Genomic DNA, 16,585 nt, shown 5'->3' on the forward strand with positions numbered 1-16,585 from the left:
GTGAGCACACCGACCGCGGGAGCCCGACCCGACGAGGTACGCAGGCACAACCGGACGGCGCTGCTGCGCCGGCTGCACGTGGACGGGCCCTCCACCAGGGCGTCGCTGGCGGCTGAGCTGGGCCTCAACCGCAGCACGATCAAAGCCCTGGTGGACGGCCTGGCCGAGTCCGGCGTGGTGGCCGAACGCGTGCCGGCGCAGCGCTCCGGCGCCGGCCGGCCGTCGCTGCTCGTGCTGCCGCAGCCGCACGCGGCCGTGGTGATGGCCATCGACGTCCGCGTCGAGCAGGTGGCGATGGCCATGGTCGGCCTCGGCGGCGACATCCTCGGCCGGGACTCGTGGAACCTGCACCACCGGTCCCGCGACCCCGGCGAGGTGATCACGCACATCGCCGACTCGGCCAAGCTCCTGGCCGACGAGCTCGACGTGCAGGCGGTCGGTGTCGGCGTCTCCGTGCCGGGCGTGGTGCGCCGCGCCGACGGTCTCGTGCACGAGGCGCCGAACCTGCACTGGACGGACGTGGCGCTGGGCGAACGGCTCTCGGCGGTGCTCAAGGTCCCCGTCCAGGTCGGCAACGACGCCGAGCTGGGCGCGTTGGCCGAACACGCGCGCGGCGCGGCCCGCGCCTCGTCGGACGTGGTCTACATCTCCGCCGACGTCGGCATCGGCGGGGGCGTGATCTCCAGCGGCCAACCGCTGCGCGGCACCGGCGGCTACGTCGGCGAACTGGGGCACATGGTCGTGCGCCCCGGCGGTCGCCGGTGCTACTGCGGCTGCCAGGGCTGCTGGGAGACCGAGGTCGGCGAGGCGGCCCTGTGCCGCGCCCTGTCCCTCCCCGAAGACGCGCCGCGGGGGACGGTCGTGGCCGAGCTGCGGTCGCTGGCCGGTTCGCCGGACAGCGTGGCGCACCGGCTGGGCGAGTTCACCGAGTGGCTGGCCATGGGGTTGATCACGGTGGTCAACATGCTCGGGCCGGAGCTGGTGGTGCTGGGGGACTTGTTCACGGCGCTGCCGGAGTCCCTGGTGGAGCAGCTGCGGCGCACCGTGCAGCAGCGGTCGCTGGTGTCACGTGCCGTCGGCGGCACCCGGATCGTCTCCTCGCCCCTCGGCCGTGACGCCAAGCTCGTCGGCGCCGCCGAGCTGGCCTTCGAGCCGGTCCTGGGCGACATCTGACAAGTCCGCGACGCTCCGGCGCGTGTGCGCGACGTCGGGGTGATCGGGGCCGAGGACCCTGAGCTGGTCGGCGAGCAGCTCCCGCAGGTCGACCAGCGCGGTCGCGACCTCTCCGGTCCGGGCACGCCAGTAGGCGAGGTGCAGTCGGGCCGTCAGCGTGTCGGGGTGGTCCGGGCCCAGGACGCGGCGGCAGTCGACCACCAGCCGCTCCAGCTCCGCGCAGGCCCGGGCGGGATCGCCCCCGGCGCCGCGCCAGGAGGCGATGTTGAGCCGGGCGATGAGCGCCTGCGGGTCGTCGGGGCCGGAGACCCGCACGTAGTCGGCGAGCACCAGGTCGAACTCCTCGACCGCCCTCGCGCCGTCCCCCGCCTCGGCCCGCCGGCCGGCGAGGTTGTGACGGGTGGAGATGGTGTCCGGGTGGTCCGGGCCCAGCACCCGGAGGTGGTCCGCGAGCAGCCGCTCGAACTCCTCGACCGCACCCGCGGCGTCACCTGCCTCCGCCCGCTTGACGGCGAGGTTGTTCCGCACCGTCAGGGCGGTCCGGTCATCGGGCCCCAGGATCCGCTCGACGTCGGCGACCAGGCGCTCGTACTCGGCGATGGCGTCGGCGTCGTGCCCCGCCCGGCCGCTCGACGCCGCGATCTCGTTGCGGAGGTGGAGGACCTGGAGGTGATCGGGCCCGAGCCGGCGCTCCGCTTCCCGCCGCAGGCCCTCGAAGTAGCCGAGGGCGTCGGCCGCCGGCCCGGCTTCGCCCAGCGAAGTCCCCGCGTGGAAGAGGACCGCGTGCGCTTCGGGGTGCCAGAGCGCCGGTGATGTGTGGGCGTGCAGGGCGTTGGTGACGGAGCGGAGGGTCGTGGTCAGCGCGCTGTCGGTCGCGTGCGGCGGCCAGACGAGCAGGAGCGCGTCCGCCGCGAGGTGGGCCAGGGAGGTCAGGCGCGCCGGGTCGATGGTGTCGCGGACGGCGCGCTGGAGCAGCGCGTGCGCCTGGATCGTGCCGGCGTCGAGCGTGACGAGGCTGAGCCGGTACAGGCAGCCGAGCGCGTCGCCGACGTCGTCGGCGTCCACGGCCAGGTGCGCCAGGACGTTGCCGGCCGTGAGCACGGCGACCGGGGTGCCGGCGGGGTCGAGCAGGCTGATGATCTCCAGCAGCGGGCGGGCGAGGCCTTGCGGGCGGAGGGCGTCGGCGCGATCGATCGACAACGACCAGGTCGCCGCGACCGTGGCCCGGTGCTCGTCGGGCAGTTCGCCTTCCGCCGGCAGCACCTGCGCCAGGGCACGGCGGTCGGCCAAGCGCTTGCGGTAGTCGGCGGCGGTGAGCAGCGGCTTGTCCGCGATGAAGGCCGCCGCCTGCGCCAGCGCCAGCGGCAGGTGGCCCAGGTCGTCCGCCAGGGCCGCGAGCCGGTCGTGACGGGGGAGCTTCGCGGTCAGGTAGGCCAGCGATTCCGCCTCGGTGAACACGCCCACCTCGACCAACCGGCGATCGTCGCGGGACAGCGCGGCGTCACGGCGTCGGGTCGTCACGACGACCTGGCCGGTCGGGGTGCTCGGCGGCCACCAGCCCTTCAGGTCGGCCGGGTCCTGGACGTCGTCCAGCACGACCAGCCACCGCCGGTCGGTCGAGCCGAGCCACGACCGGAAGGCGGCCGCGGCCTCCTCGGGCGTGCCGCCGGGATCGCGCAGGACCCGTTCGGCCGCGTCCGCGCAGGCGCTGATCACGGCGACCCGCGTCACGGCGGCGATCCACACCACCAGGTCGACCGACTCGTCCCGCCACACCGCGTGCGCGTGCCGCGCCGCCAGCTGGGACTTGCCGACACCGCCCAGACCGGACAGCACCGCGGACCTCCCGGCCAGCTCGGCCTCGGCTGCCCGGTGCTGGTACCGGTCCGCGACCGGCGGCGGCACGCCGACCCGCACGGGCCACGCCACCGGCGGCGCCGGCGGCAGGTGGAGGTGCTGGGTGTTGCCGTCGCCGACCTGCACGCCGATGTTGTCGTGGACGTCCACGGCCGGGCTACTCGCCGCCGAAGTTCAGCGTCATCGTGTTGCCGTCGCCGATCTGCACGCCCTGGTTGTCGTGCGCGTCGACGTGGTACTTGGCCGCGCCCGCCGGGTCCGCCAGCTCCAGCACCCGGCGCGCCGCCGCGACCAGCTCGACGTCCGCCCCGGCGTCCGCCGCCGTCAGAGCGGCCTTCAGCTCGACCGGGTCCGTCGGCTCCTGCGCCACCCCACCCCGGCGCAACGCGCGCCGTGTCAGCGACTTCAGGCCTCGGTACGCGTCCTTCACGGCGGTCGAGGCGGTGTCCGTCACGCCCGCCGCCGCGCCGGCGGCCAGCGCCGCCACCACCAGGTCAACCGACTCGATCACCACGCACCACTCCCGCCCGCGTCCGTCACCCCCAGTATCGGCGACAGCACGGCGAGCGCGTCCGCCGAAAATGAGGGGGGCGGGGATCCTCTCGGATCCCCGCCCCGGACGGCTAGGGTGCTACGAGCCCCGTGCCGGGACTCGTGGTGTTCAGCCCTGCTGCAACTCGGCAGCGAGCTCACGCAGCTTGGTGCTGTGCTCACGGGCGTGGTGCCCGCAGAACAGCAACTCGCCCCCGGAGGGGAGCACGGCGCGAACCTGGGCAGCAGCCCCGCAGCGGTCGCAGCGGTCGGCAGCGGTCAACGCGGGGCGGGTGAGCGTCGTAGTCATGGAAATCTCCCTCCGTCCCGGCACCGGGGATCGGTGCCCTCACACCTAGCTGCGACCACTTCGCATCTGGCGGGTGCGCCGTGTTCGCTGCCTTCACTCTTGCAGACGTTCGGGCGTAAGTCAGTGTTCCCCTGACCGTGGCGACCCGCGTCACTCCTCATTTACCCAGCGGCCGGGTGGCCGGAACCTGCCGGTTCCACCGGTTCGATCGGCCCGTGCTCACGTTCCGCTGTCGTGGCAACGGTTTTCCGACCTGCGAATACGGCGTTCGACGCACCCTTGATGCTCCAGAAGGGCGGTCCTCCGCGGTCACCGCTGTGACGGGTAACACTTTGGTCAGCCCAGAGCGAACACGGCCTCGCGTTCCACGATCCGGACATGATCCGTCCGGTTCTCCGTCGGGTCCGCGGGCCGTCCGGCCGCCCGTCCGGCACGCCGCGGGCCGGCCGCTCAGATCCGCACGCGCCGCCCGTCGAACCGCGTCAGGCCGAACGAGGCGTCCTCGTGGTTGACCCGGACGTGGTCCCGCAGCACCCCGATGCCGACCGCCTCGCCCAGCAGCACGGCCTCGGTGAAGTCGGAGCGCCAGTGCACGCCGCCCATGTTCCGGGCGGTCGCGATGTTCGCCGCCACCTTGTGCAGCTCGCCGCCGACGGTCAGCGCGTCGCCACCCGTGTAGGGGACGAGGGCCGTGCCGTCGGCGTTGGCCACGACGGGCTTGGGCAGCACCCACGACTCGTCGAACCACGCCTTCAGCACCGTGGCGCACGCGCCGGCCACGGTCGCGTGACCCGAGCCGTACGACGGGTGCGTCGGCGAGCCCTCCGGGAACGCCTGCGGCAGCAGGTACGAGCCGTGCTTCTCGTAGGTGAGCTTGACCGCCTCCGAGTCCAGCACCTCGCGGTCGATCATGGCGTAGTCGCGCAGCCCGGACAGGTGCGCGTGGACCCGACCGCCGAACGCCTCCGGCCGCAGCCTGCGGTGCACGTGCCACTTCTGGAACCACATCGCCTTCAACGCCCGCGTCGCCACCTCGGTCACCAGCGACAACAGGTGCGGCGCGCCGTAGGTGCCGAAGCCCGCCTGGTTCGCCGAGTACCGGTACGGGTTGCCCGCGTCGACCGGCGCGCCCAGGTCGAGCAGGATCAGCGCCGCGTTGAGGTAGGCCTCGTACAACGCGTCGAAGTGCACGTAGTTGGTCATGGCACGGCCGTTGTGCAGGTACCGGCGGTTCACGTGGTCCCGCTTCACGGGTGGCGTGCTCCCACCCTCCTGCACCGCGCGCCACGCGTCGAAGTCGGTCAGGAAGTCCCGGTCCGGCCGCACGGTGTCGTGCAGCTGCGGGATGCGCAGCGTGCCGTACTGGATGTCGCGCAGCAGGAACTGCGACAGGAACGGTCCCCGCAGGTCACCGCGCGTGCCGCCGCGGAAGATCGTGGCGGGCGTGACGCGGCCGTCGACCTTCGGCGCCCGGTAGTCGCTCAGCCGGGACAGCTCCTGCGCCGCCTGCGCGATCAGCGGGTGCCGGTCGTACTGCTCGAACGGGACGTCCCTGGTCAGCGCCATCCAGTACAGCTCGACCGCTTCGGCCGAGTTGCGCGCGGAGTCGATGCGCGGCGCGGGCGGCAGGAGCAGCGACTGCGGGTCGGGCCCCTCCAGGTCGAACGCCAGGCCGGCCTGCGGGTTGGTCAGCTTGACGCCCCGGCCGAGCGGGATGCGCTCGAAGTCCTCGTTCCGGCCCGTGGACAGGGCCCTGAGCAGCGTGTTGTACGCCTCGGGGCGCACCTCGCCCGCTTCGTCGTGCGGCAGGCCCTTGCTGTAGTTGGCGACGTACGGGTAGTCGCCCTCCTCGCCGTTGTCGGCGTGCTCCGGCCACGGCTGCCGGTCCAGCGCCTCGGCCGCGGCCAGGCGTGAAAGGCGTGCTTCAGTGCGACGTTCACTCATGGACTTCCCCCTGTGCCGGCGCGTACCCCATTGCCGCCCCCCGGCGGCTGCGCCACCTCCAGAACAGCACGGAGAGTGAACGGTGGCAGCGTCCGATCGGGTGAAGAAGTGCTCAAAGACCAGGGCCCCTCGACCGAAAGGTCGAGGGGCCCTGGCTCAGCGTGATCTTCAGCCTGGGGATCAGTCCAGGTAGTCGCGCAGCACCTGCGACCGCGACGGGTGCCGGAGCTTCGACATCGTCTTCGACTCGATCTGCCGGATCCGCTCGCGCGTCACCCCGTAGACCTGGCCGATCTCGTCCAGCGTGCGCGGCTGGCCGTCGGTGAGGCCGAACCGCAGCCGCACCACACCCGCCTCGCGCTCGGACAGCGTCGCCAGCACCGACTGCAGCTGGTCCTGCAGCAGCGTGAACGACACCGCGTCCACCGCCACCACGGCCTCGGAGTCCTCGATGAAGTCACCGAGCTGGCTGTCGCCCTCGTCGCCGATGGTCTGGTCGAGCGAAATGGGCTCCCGGGCGTACTGCTGGATCTCCAGCACCTTCTCCGGGGTGATGTCCATTTCCTTGGCCAACTCCTCCGGGGTGGGCTCGCGGCCCAGGTCCTGGAGCAGTTCGCGCTGGATGCGACCCAGCTTGTTGATGACCTCGACCATGTGCACCGGGATGCGGATGGTGCGGGCCTGGTCGGCCATCGCGCGGGTGATCGCCTGGCGGATCCACCACGTCGCGTACGTGGAGAACTTGTAGCCCTTGGTGTAGTCGAACTTCTCCACCGCGCGGATCAGACCGAGGTTGCCCTCCTGGATCAGGTCCAGGAACGCCATGCCACGACCGGTGTAGCGCTTGGCCAGCGACACCACGAGCCGGAGGTTCGCCTCCAGCAGGTGGTTCTTGGCCCGCTCGCCGTCCCGCACGATCCACCGCAGGTCGCGGCGCATCTGCGGGGTCAGCTTCTCCTGCTCGTCCTCGGCGCGGCGCACCCGCTCGGCGGCGTAGAGGCCGGCCTCGATGCGCTTGGCGAGTTCGACCTCCTCCTCCGCGTTGAGCAGGGCGACCTTGCCGATCTGCTTGAGGTAGGCGCGGACCGAGTCGGCCGAGGCGGTGAGCTCGGCGTCCTTGCGGGCCTGCCGCAGGGCCTCCGACTCCTCCTCGTCCCAGACGAAGTCGCCCTCGCCGGGCTTGGCCTCCTCCTCGGCGGGCTCCTCCTCGACCGGCTCGTCGATCAACTCGACGTCGTCGACGAGGTCTTCGGCGTCCGGGGCGCCTTCCAGGTCTTCGGGCTCCTCGCCGTCCTTCTTCACCTTGCCAGGCGCGGCAGCGGCGGCCTTGGCGGCCGTCTTGCGCGGCGCCCGCGTGGCCGTCTTCCCCGCCGCGGCGGTCTTCGCCGCCGGCTTCTTCGCCGGGGCCTTCCTCGCCGAGGTGGCCTTGGGCGTCTCCTCGGCGTCAGCCTGAGCTGCCTGAGTAGTCTTCGCGGCTGCCACGTACGCCCTTTCGCGACTGTCGATCAAGGCCGACCGAAGGGCGCGAACCTCGGTCGCCTGAGTACGGGGGATCCCCCGCCGGATCGTTCGTCAGCGGGGCACCGTTCCATTGTAACGACGAGAATCGCGTGCCGTTGCCCCCCGGCGTCATCCGAGGTGGTCCGGCACGCGTTCTCGCAGGTGGAACGCTGCGGAATTCAGTGCCGGAGACCTTGCGCGGCGGCCACGGCCGCCCCCACGATGCCCGCGTCGTTCTTCAGCGCGGCGGCCACCACCTCGGTGCGCACCTCGAGCAGCGGGAGCCACTTCTCCGCCTTCTTGCTGACCCCGCCGCCGGCGATGACCAGGTCCGGCCAGATCAGGTTCTCCAGCACGGTGATGTACCGGGACACCCGCGGCGTCCACTCGGCCCACGTCAGGCCCTTGTCCTCCTTCACCGAGGCCGCGGCGCGCTTCTCCGCGTCGTGACCGTCGACCTCCAGGTGGCCGAACTCGGTGTTGGGCACGAGCTTGCCGTCCAGGAACAGGGCGCTGCCGATGCCCGTGCCGAACGTCAGCAGGACCACCAGGCCGTCCCGGTCGACACCGGAACCGAACCGCATCTCGGCGATGCCGGCGGCGTCGGCGTCGTTGAGCACGACCACCTGGTCCGTCGGCCGGCCGAGGCGCTCCGCGAACAGCGCGGCGGCGTCCGTGCCGATCCACGCCTTGTCGACGTTCGCGGCGGAGTGCGCGACACCGTGCTTCATCACGCACGGCAGGGTGACGCCGACGGGACCGTCCCAGTTGAACTTCTCGACGATCTCGGCGACGACGTCGGCGACCGCGTCCGGGGTCGACGGCTGGGGTGTGGTGATGCGCAGCCGCTCACCGTCCAGCGCCCCCGCTTCGAGGTCCACGAGCCCGCCCTTGATGCCGGAACCGCCGATGTCCACGCCGAACCCGCGGGTCATGCCCATCCCCGTGGCCCTTCCTACTCGATTCAGTAACCGTGGCCGCAGACATTAGCCTGCAGTTCTCCGATAGTCCCGTGAGAGTGACGCAGGAGGAACAGTTGCGTTTCGATCCGCGCTCATTGGTCGAAGTCGCCGTGCTCGTGGCCCGCGAAGCGGGCGAGCTGGCCGTGGCCACCCGCGACGCCGCCGTGACCGATGTCGACACCAAGAGCAGCGCCACCGACGTGGTCACCGCGGCCGACCGCGCGGCCGAACAGCTGATCCGCGGCAGGCTCGCCGAGCTGCGGCCCGGTGAGCCGGTGATCGGCGAGGAGGAGGGCGGCAGCGCCGCCGTCGAGGGCCTGACCTGGGTCGTGGACCCGATCGACGGCACCGTGAACTACCTGTACGGCATCCCCCACTACGCCGTGTCGGTGGCCGCTCAGGTCGACGGCGAGTCGCTGGCGGGCGCGGTGGTGGAACCCGTCAGCGGGCGGGTGTGGACGGCGGCGCGCGGTGGCGGGGCGTGGCTGGACGGCCGGCGGCTGACGGTGTCCGATGCCACCCGATTGGATCTGTCCCTTCTGGGTTACGGCTTCGCCTACCGGGCGGAGCGGCGGCAGCGCCAGGCCGACGCGTGGGCGGGCCTGGCGACCAGGGTGCGGGACATGCGGCGGGCCGGCGCGGCGTCGCTGGACCTGTGCGCGGTGGCGGCGGGCAGGCTGGACGCCTACGCCGAGCACACCCTGGGCCGGTGGGACTGGGCGGCGGGGTCGCTGCTGGCGAGCGAGGCGGGCGCGGTCGTCCACCTGCCGGGTGACCTGCCGGAACTGGGGGAGGACGCCACCTTCGCCGCCGCCCCGGGCATCGCGGACGCCCTGCTCGCGGCCCTCGTGGAGTGCGGTTTCGGCGACGTCTGACCACCGGCCGCGACCGCGAAGCCGACCCGGGTGTCCCCCGGCCAGGGGGACACCCGGGTTCGATCGACCACGGCCCCGCGCGCCCCGACCGGCCACCGACCGCCGCGAGGCCTCACCGCGCCCGGTCAGCACACGGTGTCGCGGGCGCCCTTGAGGTTGTCGGCGTTCAGGGACAGCGGCGTGGAGCCCTCGGCGGCCTGGCCGCCCTGCTGCTCGGGCTGCTGCATCGCCCACTCGTTGAGCTGGTCGAGCACCTTGCGGGCGTCGCTGTTCGGCTTCACCTCGCTGAACTTCTGGCCGATCGCCACGTCCACCGTCGCGTCCTGGCGCTCGTCGCGCACCAGCTCGAGGCACGGCTCGACCAGGCTCAACGTCCGCGCCGCGCCCGCGCCGGGCGCGCCGAACCGGATCTGGCCGCGGCAGTCCATGTCCTGCGCCGGGTACACCGGGTCGTTGCCCGGCTCGGCGGCCTGCTTCATGCCCAGCTCTTCCAGCGTCGTCGCCACGAACCGCGCCTGGTTGCGCTGCGTGCTCGCGTTGAACACCCGGAACTGCACGCTGCCCACCGGCACCGGGTCGGTGCGGTCCAAGGCGTCGTGCGCGAGCACCGTCCCCAACGGCGGCGCGGGCTCGGCCGCGGGCGCGGCGGGCTCGCCCGACGACGGCGCCGGCACACCACCGGGTGAATTGCACTTGATCGCCGCGTCCACGTCGCCCGCGTCCGCCAGCACGCGGTTCCACACCACGACGGCGGTCACGGCGAGCACCAGGAACAGGATGAGCGCCGGCAACGGCCGTCGCTTCCGGTATCGCGACGACCCGCTGCTCCCCGTACCGGGTCGTACCACGTCCGTCGACCTCCCCTGGCGCAGTGCTGACAGTGATCAGGCTATGCCGCCCCCCGCCGGCCCGCGCCTCGGGCAGGTGGGTAGCGGGGTGCGATCACCCGGTCGCGGACGGTCAACGCCCTGGTCTGGCGGCGGAGCACGGGAGGACCGGGTGGGTGGTGCCCGTCCAAGCCTATCTGGCCAGCGTGTGAAGGGCCTCTCACCCGTCTGCTCAATTAGGGGGAACCCGCTGCGCGACCCCCCGATCGATGAGCTACCCTCTCGGCGCTCCGCGCACCGCCGGACACCTGGAAGCGTCGATGAACAGGGGGTTGGCGCCCGGCCGCGCGAGCGAGACCTCCGTCACTGGGGACGGAGGGCACAAATAGGGGCGCTGGTGCGTTAACCAGCGACACGAACAGTCTCCGTTGACCGCAGGGGTGAAAGAAGTATGGCGACCGACTACGACGCACCGCGTCGCAGCGAGGCGGACGAACTCGCTGAGGACTCCCTCGAGGAGCTGAAGGCGCGGCGCAATGAAACGCAGTCCGGGGTCGTCGACATCGACGAGGACGCGACCGCCGAGAACTTCGAGCTGCCGGGCGCCGACCTGTCCGGTGAGGAGCTCACGTTCAAGGTCCTGCCGAAGCAGGCGGACGAGTTCACGTGCTCGAAGTGCTTCCTGGTGCACCACCGCAGCAGGCTGGCCGAGGAAGTCAACGGCCAGTACATCTGCCGCGACTGCGCCTGAGGCACGTCCACCGGGCACGAACCCGCACGACCGGCACCACCGCACGACCGGCACGACCGGGCACCGCCGAACGAACCAGCACCGCCGAACGACCACACCGAGGCACGACCGAACACGCTCCTACGACCAGACCTGGGCGCTCACCCCCACCGCCGGGGTGGCGCCCAGTCCCGTTGCCGAACGACCTCACCGATCGCGCAGCAGGGCCGCCAGCTTCTCCGCCGAACGCACGCTGAACAGCCAGTACGGCGTCGGGTCCGCCGGGTCCCGCAGCTCGACCCGCACCATCGGCCCGACCCAACCCCGGTGGGTGACGAACGCCATCGGGTCCAGGTTCGGCCCCATCGCCTTCCGCTTGTCCTTCGAGCCGAACACCTCGACCTCGCCGAGCAGCTCCAGCGGCACGTGCGCCGAGGCGACCCTCAGCTCGCCGCCGGACACCTCGACCTTCGCCGAGCCCATCCGCACGATCAGCAGCACCGCCAGCGGCACGGTGATCACGTACGGCAGCCACGACCGCACGCCGGGGAAGCCCATGTGGATCTCGGCGGCCAGCAGCACGGCCGCGGCCAGCGGCAGCGGCCAACCCCACCAGGGCACGTACAACCGCTCGCGGAACGCGATCGGGGCGGTCACAGCAGTCTCGCTCACGCCACCAGGGTAGTCTCGCGCGCCGTGCCCAGCGTCGAGGTCCTGTTGTCCCGGCTCGATCCCGCCGTGCCGCTCCCGGCCTACGCCCGACCGGGTGATGCCGGGGCCGACCTGGTGACGACCACCGACGTGGTGATCGAACCGGGGGAGCGCGCGGTGGTGGGCACCGGTGTCGCGATCGCGCTGCCGGAGGGGTACGCGGGGTTCGTGCACCCGCGTTCCGGCCTGGCCGCGCGCGTCGGCCTGAGCGTGGTCAACACCCCGGGCACGATCGACGCGGGCTACCGGGGCGAGATCAAGGTGTGCCTGGTGAACCACGACCTGCGCGAGCCCGTAGTGCTGACGCGCGGTGACCGGATCGCCCAGCTGGTGGTGCAGAAGGTGGAGCACGCGGTGTTCCGCGAAGTCGACGAGCTGCCCGGCTCCGCGCGGGGCGAGGGCGGCTACGGCTCTACAGGCGGGCACGACGTGCTCGCCCGGACGGAGGGGTGAAGGCGATGTTCGGAAAGCGCCGCAAGCGCGGTAGGCACTCCGCGAACCGGGGGACGGCGCAACCCGAGGTCGAGTTCGACGGCGCCGAGGAGGCGGAGGAGGGGCCGTTCGACTCGACGCAGGCCCCGGACGACGGCCTGAACCGGCTGGACCTCGGCTCGATCCGGCTGCCCGTGCCCGAGGGCGTGCAGCTCCAGGTGGAGATGGACCCGGCGGGCGCGGTGCGGGCGGTGCACCTGCTCACGACCGTCGGCCAGCTCACCGTGAGCGCGTTCGCCGCGCCGAAGCAGGACCGGCTGTGGCCGGACGTCAGCGGCGAGATGATCGCCCAGTTCAAGAGCGACGGCTTCCGGATCCTGCGGGAGAACGGCGAGTGGGGCGAGGAGATCACCGCCCGCAACAATGAAGTACACCTTCGGGTGGTCGGCGTGGACGGGCCGCGGTGGATGCTGCGGGGCATCGCGGCGGCCCCGACGGAGGAGCAGAGCGCCAAGGCGACCGACGCCCTCTACGCGTTGATGCGGGACACCGTCGTGGTGCGCGGCGAGCAGGCGATGCCGGTGCGCACGCCGTTGCCGATCGAGCTGCCCGAGGCCATCGCCCGGCACATCCAGGCGCAGCAGCAGGGCTAGACCGCCGCCTGCGCGGAGCGGTAGGCGTCGAGCGCGGCGCGGCCCAGGGACTCCCGGTCCGCGCCCAGCGCCGCCAACGTCGTCGTGCGCAGAGCGGCACGGGGGAGTGCCTCGACCCACGCTCGGGCGACCTCCAACGGGTGAATGGGGTCGTCGGTGCAGGCCGCGACCCCCACCGGCGCCGTGAGGCCGCTCAGCTCGGCCAACGAGGGCGCCGGCTCGCCGGCGGCCTCCTCCAGCACGTCCGCGAGCCGCGACCCGTACCGGGGCCAGGCCCGCCGCAGCTCGTCGCCGAGCCACCCGTCGACGCCGGTCAACGCGGCCTCGACGCCCGCCGACCCCACCACCGAGGCGCTGGCCCGTGCCGTCGCCGACGCCGGCGCGCCGTCCGCCGAGCCGTGCCAGGCGGGCAGCGCCAGCAGCAGGCCCGCGCACCGCTCGGGGTGCCGCACCGCCCACGCCGCCGCCACGTGCGCGCCCAGCGACACACCGCCCACGACCAGCGGCGTGCCGTCCCAGGCGGCGTCCAGCGCCGCCACGTGCTCCCGGACGCCCCGGGACGCGGGCGCGAGCAGCGCCAACCCGGCCTCGGCCAGGGGGCGGGCGAACACCGCGGAGATGAACACCTCGTCGGACGCGGTGCCCGGCAGCAGAACGGCACGTGACGAGCTCATGACGGCAGATCCTCCCCCAGTCGGATACCCGGTCGGGTGTACCCGGTTACGCTGGCTGTTGGACGGGCTTCGTCGTCGAGGCCCCGCGCATTCCAGGAGTCGGGGATGACTGGTACTGGGGGTGGCTACTGGCGCCGCCTCGTGCGTCGGCTGACCACCGACGTGAGCGAGTTGGACGCCGACGACCTGTCACGAAAAGCCGTGGCCGTCGGGGCCATCCGTGCGTGCGACTGCAAGTCCGGACAAGAGGTGACCGTGTTGGGCAGGTTGCGCAGCGTCGAGCTGTGCCCGCGTGACGCGGCGGCCACGCTGGAGGCGGAGTTGTACGACGGCACCGAGGGCGTGACGCTGGTCTGGCTGGGCCGGCGCCGGATCGCGGGCATCGAGCCTGGTCGCACCATCAAGGCCAGAGGTCGGATCGCCGTGCGCGACGGGCGCAAGGTGCTCTACAACCCCTACTACGAGCTGCAGAACGCTTCATGACACAAGTGAACGAGTCCGAGAAGCAGCCCACCCTCCTCGAGCAGATGGGCGGCGTGAGCGGCCTGCTGTTCTCCTCGTTGCCCGTCGTGGTGTTCGTGCTGGTCAACGCGTTCGCCGGGCTGATGCCCGCGATCTGGAGCGCGTTGGCGTTCTCCGTCGTGATCGGCATCGTGCTGGCCCTGCGCAAGGGCTCCGTGCAGCCCGCCGTCTCGGCGGTCTTCGGCGTCGGCATCGCCGCGTTCATCGCCTACCGGACCGGCGACGCCAAGGGCTTCTTCCTGTTCGGCATCTGGCAGAGCCTCGTCTACGGCGGCGGGTTCGTGCTGTCGATCCTGGTCAGGTGGCCTCTCGCGGGTGTGATCTGGTCGTTCCTCAACGGCCAGGGCCAGACGTGGCGCAAGGACAAGGCGAGCGTCCGGGACTACGACATCGCCACCCTCGTGTGGGCGCTGGTGTTCATCGCGCGGTTCGTGGTGCAGCGGTGGCTGTACGACGAGGCGTCGGTGGGCTGGCTGGCAGCCGCGCGGCTGGCCATGGGCTACCCGCTGATGGCGGTGGCGCTGGTCGCCACGGTCTGGGCGGTGCGCCGGTCGGACAAGCGCCTGAAAGCCACCCTCGCCCGTGAGGAAGAGGAGAACCGGGCAGCCGAGGAACGCCTCCGCGCCCAGTCCGAGGCCAACGGCGAGCCGAACATCTACGACCAGATGCTCGACGCCGCGACCGACCAGGTCCTCTCCGACGCCGACAAGGCGCGGCACGCTCCAACCCCTCGTCCGGCACCAGCCCGAACCGAGGACCGCTAGCCCGACCGACCCGCGCCCACAGGCCCGCCGCCCACCGGCGAGTCGGTGGGCGGCGGGCGGCGCGCTGCTCGGCCGCAGCACGTCAGGCTGCTCCGGGGAGTGACCGAGCCGACCCACGACCGCCTTCATGGGCACCGACTGCCGGGGCAGCGCTCGGCGCAGTCATCCGTGCCGTTCGCGATGGACCGCCGCCCGCACGGCAAGCCGCCCAGGCAGATCACAACCCCGCAGTGCGATCGGCTGCCGTTGGTCGACGACCCTGTGCGGATGGTGGCGCCGGCACCGCTTGCGACGTACGCGGCGCCGTCCGAATTGGAAGCTCCGGCTCCCCACACGGCGTGCCAGGCGTCGATACGTCGCGTGCGGTCAGTACACGACTCGCCATCTCACCCCGGCACTTCCCGCTTCCTCGCCATTGCCGCACGCGGCGCCGGAGCTGCCTGCGCCCCCGTACTTCCAGGGTCCGTACTGGGTGTACCCCGACGTGGGGCTCGTGTAGCAGATGAGTGCGGCCCGGAACTGGTCCGGATACGAGCCGGCGCAGAGCACAGTGACGCTGTTGCCCCCGGAGCCCCACGTCAACACGCACTCACCTTGAACGGCCTGCGCGGTCGACGGTAGGGCGATCGCACAGGCGATGGCGCCGGCGGCCGCGATGGCGGTAGCTGTTCTTCTCATGGTCCTCGTTCCCTGGTCGCGGGCGGTTTCCTGATCCGGGACAGCGTGTCGCGGTCGGCGGACGGCGACCATGCCTTTGCACCGGGGCGCAAAGATCGTCTCGAGAGGAGGCGCGGGGTCGTGTCAGGTGCGGCCGAGGAGCCTCGTGCCGGTGTCGGTGAGGGAGTGGCGGATCGTCGCTCCGTGCCGCCAGGAGGAGATCAGTCCCGCCTCGCGCAGCACGGCGGTGTGGCGGCTGGCCGAGGCGATCGAGATCGTGGTCCGGCGGGCGAGTTCGCTGGTGGTGCGGCCGGACCCGACGGCGTGCAGCACGGCGGCGCGGGTCGGGCCCAGCAGGGAGGCGAGGGGGTCTCCGGACCGCTGGTCGGGAAGGCGGTGCTCGGCGGCGATCGGGTAGACGAGGATCGGGGGCAGGTCCGGGTCGGCGAGGGAGATCGGTGTTCCCTGGCAGAAGTAGGAGGGGATCAGGCGCAGGCCGCGACCACCGAGGTGGATGTGCCGGTCGAGGGGGTAGTCGACTTCGAGGACGGGTGCTCGCCAGCGGAGCAGCGGGGCCAGGCTGTCGAACAGGCCGGTCAGGCCGCCGGTGAGGACCGCGTGCGCGCGTTGGGCGAGGTCGGCGTCGACCGCCGCCTGGATCGTGTCTTCCTCGGGCCGGATGACGGCTTCGTGGTAGGAGCGCCAGGTGTCGACGAGTCGGTGGAGCAGGTCCGAGGACGGGTTGCCGAGGTCCCGGGTCCAAGGGGGGAGCGGGTGGTGGGTTCCCAACCGGTGCACCTCGTGGGTCAGCCTGTCGACGTCGACCGACCGCACGGCTTCGAGTCCGAGGTCCAGACCGAGAGCTCCCCGCCCCGGGGTGAGGAAGTCGGGGAAGTAGGCGCCCCTGGGTGCGAGGACTCCCAGCACCCGGGCCCCGGGGCGCATCGCCGTCACCCGTGCCGGGTCGGAGCGCAGGCGGTGGACCCACGGTCTGAGCAGGGTCGTCTCCAGGCGGTCGAGCTGGAACCCGCTGAGCACGATCTCCCACAGCGGGTCCACGGCCGGCGCCACGTTCGTGCGCGCCAGGTCCGCCGACGTGAAATAAATCTTCAACACGCGTCCCCCTCGAATGATCTCGATCCACTCGCCGCATTCGCGTTTTGGCGAGATGTTCAAGAGGTGGGCGGGACGGCCGGTAGCGGAAGCACCCCGAGTGGCGGCGACCTGTCTCACTCGATGTTGTGACACTAACAGTGGGGTATCGGCCACGCTGTGGGTCGTTCGTGGGGCGATCGAATGCCGCAGAGGAGTCCGCCGAACGCCTGGCAGCAGCCCTGGGCTACCGGGTCGTCGGCACTCGACCGCACGCGCAGGAGTTCGATCGCTTCGAGCGGGAATTCGCTTCGACGCGGAATCGCCGAGTGGCCGAACCCGGCTCCGGAAAAGCTTTGGGGTGCCGAATT

17 protein-coding genes are annotated in these 16,585 nt (G+C 72.1%); 7 read left to right on the plus strand and 10 right to left on the minus strand.

Features of this window, described 5'->3' with window-relative positions:
* Window positions 1-1,173: an ROK family transcriptional regulator gene (locus tag IOD16_RS05765; RefSeq protein ID WP_201439189.1), complete on the plus strand. Its 1,173-nt coding sequence runs from the start codon at window positions 1-3 to the stop codon at window positions 1,171-1,173.
* Here IOD16_RS05765 and IOD16_RS05770 read toward each other — a convergent pair.
* The 6 genes from IOD16_RS05770 to ppgK form a co-directional block, all read right to left on the minus strand.
* A complete protein-coding gene (locus IOD16_RS05770; RefSeq protein WP_201439190.1) occupies window positions 1,066-3,180 on the minus strand; it encodes a tetratricopeptide repeat protein in 2,115 nt (704 codons plus the stop codon). The two genes, IOD16_RS05765 and IOD16_RS05770, sit on opposite strands and share 108 nt — an antisense overlap.
* A gap of 7 nt (window positions 3,181-3,187) precedes the next feature.
* A complete protein-coding gene (locus IOD16_RS05775; RefSeq protein WP_236594770.1) occupies window positions 3,188-3,541 on the minus strand; it encodes an RIP homotypic interaction motif-containing protein in 354 nt (117 codons plus the stop codon).
* A gap of 150 nt (window positions 3,542-3,691) precedes the next feature.
* On the minus strand, window positions 3,692-3,871 hold the full coding sequence (locus tag IOD16_RS05780; RefSeq protein ID WP_015800348.1) for a DUF7455 domain-containing protein: 180 nt from the start codon (window positions 3,869-3,871) through the stop codon (window positions 3,692-3,694).
* Between the two features lie 450 nt (window positions 3,872-4,321).
* Window positions 4,322-5,815 carry a vanadium-dependent haloperoxidase gene (locus IOD16_RS05785; RefSeq protein ID WP_201439192.1) on the minus strand — a complete coding sequence of 498 codons (1,494 nt, stop codon included), beginning with the start codon at window positions 5,813-5,815 and terminating at the stop codon, window positions 4,322-4,324.
* A 180-nt stretch (window positions 5,816-5,995) separates the two neighbouring features.
* A complete protein-coding gene (locus tag IOD16_RS05790; protein ID WP_198932892.1) occupies window positions 5,996-7,324 on the minus strand; it encodes an RNA polymerase sigma factor in 1,329 nt (442 codons plus the stop codon).
* Window positions 7,325-7,494: 170 nt separating this feature from the next.
* On the minus strand, window positions 7,495-8,256 hold the full coding sequence (gene ppgK, locus IOD16_RS05795; RefSeq protein WP_123743309.1) for a polyphosphate--glucose phosphotransferase: 762 nt from the start codon (window positions 8,254-8,256) through the stop codon (window positions 7,495-7,497).
* A gap of 95 nt (window positions 8,257-8,351) precedes the next feature.
* Between ppgK and IOD16_RS05800 the strand changes: the two genes are divergently transcribed.
* Window positions 8,352-9,152: an inositol monophosphatase family protein gene (locus tag IOD16_RS05800; protein ID WP_123748013.1), complete on the plus strand. Its 801-nt coding sequence runs from the start codon at window positions 8,352-8,354 to the stop codon at window positions 9,150-9,152.
* A gap of 125 nt (window positions 9,153-9,277) precedes the next feature.
* Here the strand turns inward: IOD16_RS05800 and cei are convergent, their stop codons facing one another.
* Window positions 9,278-10,000: an envelope integrity protein Cei gene (gene cei, locus IOD16_RS05805; protein WP_268957683.1), complete on the minus strand. Its 723-nt coding sequence runs from the start codon at window positions 9,998-10,000 to the stop codon at window positions 9,278-9,280.
* A 430-nt stretch (window positions 10,001-10,430) separates the two neighbouring features.
* On the opposite strand from cei, the gene IOD16_RS05810 reads away from it, so the two are divergent.
* Window positions 10,431-10,730 (plus strand): DUF4193 domain-containing protein, encoded by a 300-nt coding sequence (locus IOD16_RS05810; protein WP_053717171.1) that lies wholly within the window; start codon window positions 10,431-10,433, stop codon window positions 10,728-10,730.
* A 186-nt stretch (window positions 10,731-10,916) separates the two neighbouring features.
* Here IOD16_RS05810 and IOD16_RS05815 read toward each other — a convergent pair whose 3' ends face one another.
* The gene (locus tag IOD16_RS05815) at window positions 10,917-11,381 is read right to left on the minus strand and encodes a DUF3093 domain-containing protein (protein WP_170185073.1); all 465 of its coding nucleotides are present in this window, start codon (window positions 11,379-11,381) and stop codon (window positions 10,917-10,919) included.
* Window positions 11,382-11,405: 24 nt separating this feature from the next.
* Here IOD16_RS05815 and dut point away from each other — a divergent pair, with 24 nt between their 5' ends.
* Together dut and IOD16_RS05825 are read left to right on the plus strand one after the other, a co-directional pair.
* The gene (gene dut, locus IOD16_RS05820) at window positions 11,406-11,873 is read left to right on the plus strand and encodes a dUTP diphosphatase (protein WP_123743306.1); all 468 of its coding nucleotides are present in this window, start codon (window positions 11,406-11,408) and stop codon (window positions 11,871-11,873) included.
* Window positions 11,874-11,878: 5 nt separating this feature from the next.
* Window positions 11,879-12,505, plus strand: coding sequence for a DUF3710 domain-containing protein (locus IOD16_RS05825; RefSeq protein WP_123748012.1), 627 nt, complete (start codon window positions 11,879-11,881; stop codon window positions 12,503-12,505).
* Here IOD16_RS05825 and IOD16_RS05830 read toward each other — a convergent pair.
* Window positions 12,502-13,179 carry an alpha/beta fold hydrolase gene (locus tag IOD16_RS05830; RefSeq protein WP_201439193.1) on the minus strand — a complete coding sequence of 226 codons (678 nt, stop codon included), beginning with the start codon at window positions 13,177-13,179 and terminating at the stop codon, window positions 12,502-12,504. The two genes, IOD16_RS05825 and IOD16_RS05830, sit on opposite strands and share 4 nt — an antisense overlap.
* Window positions 13,180-13,284: 105 nt before the next feature.
* On the opposite strand from IOD16_RS05830, the gene IOD16_RS05835 reads away from it, so the two are divergent.
* On the plus strand, window positions 13,285-13,662 hold the full coding sequence (locus IOD16_RS05835; RefSeq protein ID WP_123743304.1) for an OB-fold nucleic acid binding domain-containing protein: 378 nt from the start codon (window positions 13,285-13,287) through the stop codon (window positions 13,660-13,662).
* Complete coding sequence (locus IOD16_RS05840; protein WP_201439194.1) at window positions 13,659-14,465, plus strand: DUF3159 domain-containing protein; 807 nt, start codon at window positions 13,659-13,661, stop codon at window positions 14,463-14,465. Before IOD16_RS05835 ends, IOD16_RS05840 begins: the two co-directional genes overlap by 4 nt.
* Window positions 14,466-15,266: 801 nt before the next feature.
* Here the strand turns inward: IOD16_RS05840 and IOD16_RS05845 are convergent.
* Window positions 15,267-16,238 (minus strand): ArsR/SmtB family transcription factor, encoded by a 972-nt coding sequence (locus tag IOD16_RS05845; protein WP_201439195.1) that lies wholly within the window; start codon window positions 16,236-16,238, stop codon window positions 15,267-15,269.
* Window positions 16,239-16,585: the final 347 nt, after the last annotated feature.

Origin of the sequence: Saccharothrix sp. 6-C, from assembly GCF_016695385.1 — a bacterium.
Lineage (GTDB): Bacteria > Actinomycetota > Actinomycetes > Mycobacteriales > Pseudonocardiaceae > Actinosynnema > Actinosynnema texasense.